We start from the raw sequence: 3,047 nt of genomic DNA, 5'->3' as shown, positions 1-3,047 counted from the left end.
CCGCCGCCTCGCGGGCCGCGGCGAGCCGGGCCCGGCGCTCCGCGATGCCGGCCCGTTCCGCCTCGCTGAGCAGGGGGTGCGCGGAGGGCGGCCCGCCGGGGTCGGCCGCGGCCCGCGCCAGGGCCCGTACGAACACGTCCAGCAGCAGCCGCGCGGTCTCCCGGTCGAACAGGTCCGCCGCGTACTGCCACCACACCTCCAGCCCGCCGCCGGGCACGGCCACGCACGAGGCGCTCAGATCGAACTTGGCGGCCTCCAGGCCGGTTTCGGCGAAGCGTCCGGTGAGCCCGCCGCCGAGCGCGACGGCCCCGCCGCCCTCCTGCTCCTCGGCGGTCAGCATCACCTGGAAGAACGGGTTGACGGCGAGCGCGCGCTCCGGGGCCAGGTGCTCCACCAGCAGGTCGAACGGCAGCTCCTGGTGGGCGTACGCGGCCAGGTCGGCGTCCCGGGCCCGGTCCACCAGTTCCGCGTACGGGGCGTCGCCTGAGACGTCCGTGCGCAGCACCAGGGTGTTCACGAAGAAGCCGACCAGGCCGTCCAGTGCCTCGTCCCCGCGTCCCGCGACCGGGGTGCCGATCGCGATGTCCGTTCCGGCGCCGACGGCGTCCAGCGCCTGCGCCAGGGCCGGCTGGAGCACCATCAGCAGGCTGGCGCCGCGCTCCTCGCCGAGCGCGGCGAGCCGTCCGAACGCGTCCGCGTCCAGCGTGGCGGTCAGGCTCTCGCCCCGCCCGGTCGGCTCGGCGGGCCGCGGCCGGTCGGTGGGCAGGTCCAGTACGGTCGGCATCCCCTCCAGGGCCGCCCGCCAGTGGCCGAGCGGGACGTCCGGCCGTTCCAGCAGCTCGTGCTGCCACAGGGTGTAGTCGGCGTACTGGACCGGCAGCGGCTCCCAGCCGGGTGCGCCGCCGGCCAGCCGGGCCGCGTACGCCTCGCCCAGGTCGCGCAGCAGCGGGCCCACCGACCAGCCGTCGGTGGCGATGTGGTGGGTCAGCAGCGCGAGGGTGGCGCTTCCGTCCCCGGTCGTGAACAGCCGGGCACGGATGGGGAGATGGAGGGCCAGGTCGAAGGTGCCGGCGGTGAACTCGGCGACCAGGGAGTCGAGTTCACCGGGCAGGCACTCCCGGACCGGCAGCGGGAGCGGGGGCGCGTCCAGGACGTGCTGGTACGGCTCCGAGTCCACCGCCGGGTACACGGTGCGCAGCACCTCGTGCCGGTCCACGACGTCGGCGAGGGCGGCGGCCAGCGCGGCCCGGTCCGGGACCGCGTCCAGCCGCAGCACGAGCGGCAGGTTGTAGGTGGTGGACGGTCCCTCCAGCCCGGCCAGGAACCACAGCCGGCGCTGGGCGAACGACAGCGGGACCCGGTCCTCGGCGGGCAGCACCGAACCGTCGAAGACCGCGTCGGCGGCGCTCTCCCGCACGGGGGCGCGCAACAGCTTGCGGTCGATCTTGCCGGAGGAGGTGCGGGGCAGCGCGGCCAGCAGCGTCACCGTGGACGGCACGGCGGCGGCGGGCAGTTCGGCGCGGGCCCGGGCCCGCAGCTCATCCGCCGAGACCCCGTCGTCGGCGACCACGAAGGCGGCCAGCTTCTTCGCCCCGTCCGGGGTCTCCAGCGGTACCACGGCCGCCTCGCGGACCCCGGGGTGCGCGGTGAGCACGGACTCCACCGAGGCGGGGTCCACCCGGTGGCCGTTGATCTTGACCTCGTCGTCGGCGCGCCCCCGGAAGCCGAGCTGTCCGTCGGGCCGCACGGACACCAGGTCGCCGGTCCGGTACGCGCGCTCCGGGCCCAGCGCCGAGAAGCGCCGCGCGGTCAGCTCGGGGCGGCCGAGGTAGCCGAGGGCCAGGCCCCCGCCCAGGAGCCAGAGTTCGCCGTCGACCACGGCCGCCCGCACCCCCGGCAGCGGCTCGCCGATCGGCACCGGGCCGCCGGGGTGCCGCGACAGGTCGGCGACGGTCGCGACGACGGTGGCCTCGGTCGGCCCGTAGGTGTTCAGCAGCCGCACCCGGTCGGGGTCCACGGCCCGGCACCACTGCGCCACCCGCTCCGGCAGCGCGGCCTCGCCGCCGATGACCACCGTGCGTACGGCGGCGGGGAGTTCGGCGACTCCGGCGGCGAGCGCGTGCGCCAGCTCGTGCCAGTAGGCGGTGGGCAGGTCCAGCACGGTCACCCCGTGCGCGGCGCAGCCCGCCAGCAGCCCCGGTACGTCGAGCATCTCCTCGTCGCGCAGGACCAGGGCGGCGCCGGCGCCGAGGGTCAGGAAGATCTCCTCGACGCTCGCGTCGAAGTGCAGCGGCGCGAACTGGAGCACCCGGTCCCCGGCGGTGATCCCGTAGCGGACGGTCGCGCCCGCCGTGAAGTGCGCGAGCGCGTCCTGCCCGACGGCCACGCCGTTCGGGGTTCCGGTGGAGCCGGAGGTGTAGATGACGTACGCGGTGTCCCGCGGCACACCGGGCCCGGGCAGGACGAACTCGCCCGCCACCGGCCGCACGTCCGGCCCGGCGCAGTCGGCCAGGATGGCCGCCGTACGGGAGGCCGGCGCGCCCGGGTCCAGCGGCAGGTACCCGGCGCCCGTCCGCAGCGCGGCCAGCAGCCCCACGACCGCGTCGATCCCGCGCGGCCGGTGCACGGCCACCAGCCGCCCGGGGCCGGCCCCCTCGGCCGCCAGCTCCTCGGCGCGGAACGCGACGGCGAGCGCCAGCTGCCCGTACGTCATCCGCCGCTCGCCGTGCACCAGCGCGGTCCGCTCGGGACCGTCGGCGACCCGGGCGTCGATCCGGTCGAGCACACGGGGCGCCGGGGTGATCGCCGGGCCGCCGTCCAGGACGGCGGAGGCGGTGGGGGCGGTCGAGGGCATCGCGGGGCCTCCAGGCGAGGGGTGGGGTGCGGAGGGGACTCCGTGACCCACACGCTAGGCACCCGGCCCGGCACCGGTCGGCAGTCCCCGCGGCAGCTTCCGCCGCGCCCGGCTGCCGCCGTCGGCTGCCGCCGCGGGCCGGCCACCGCGAGCAGGGGGCCGCCAGCCAGGCGTTCGGTGTCGCACGGTTCCT

At 77.2% G+C, this 3,047-nt stretch carries 1 protein-coding gene; it reads right to left on the bottom strand.

Features of this window, described 5'->3' with window-relative positions; genetic code table 11:
• The coding region (locus ABT106_RS31580; protein ID WP_351284398.1) for a condensation domain-containing protein at positions 1–2,854 on the bottom strand (2,854 nt) is incomplete at its 3' end.
• Positions 2,855–3,047: the final 193 nt, after the last annotated feature.

Source organism: Streptomyces sp. NPDC002044, from assembly GCF_040296725.1.
Taxonomy (GTDB): Bacteria; Actinomycetota; Actinomycetes; order Streptomycetales; family Streptomycetaceae; genus Streptomyces; species Streptomyces antarcticus.
This window is presented reverse-complemented; position numbering and strand designations above follow the sequence as displayed.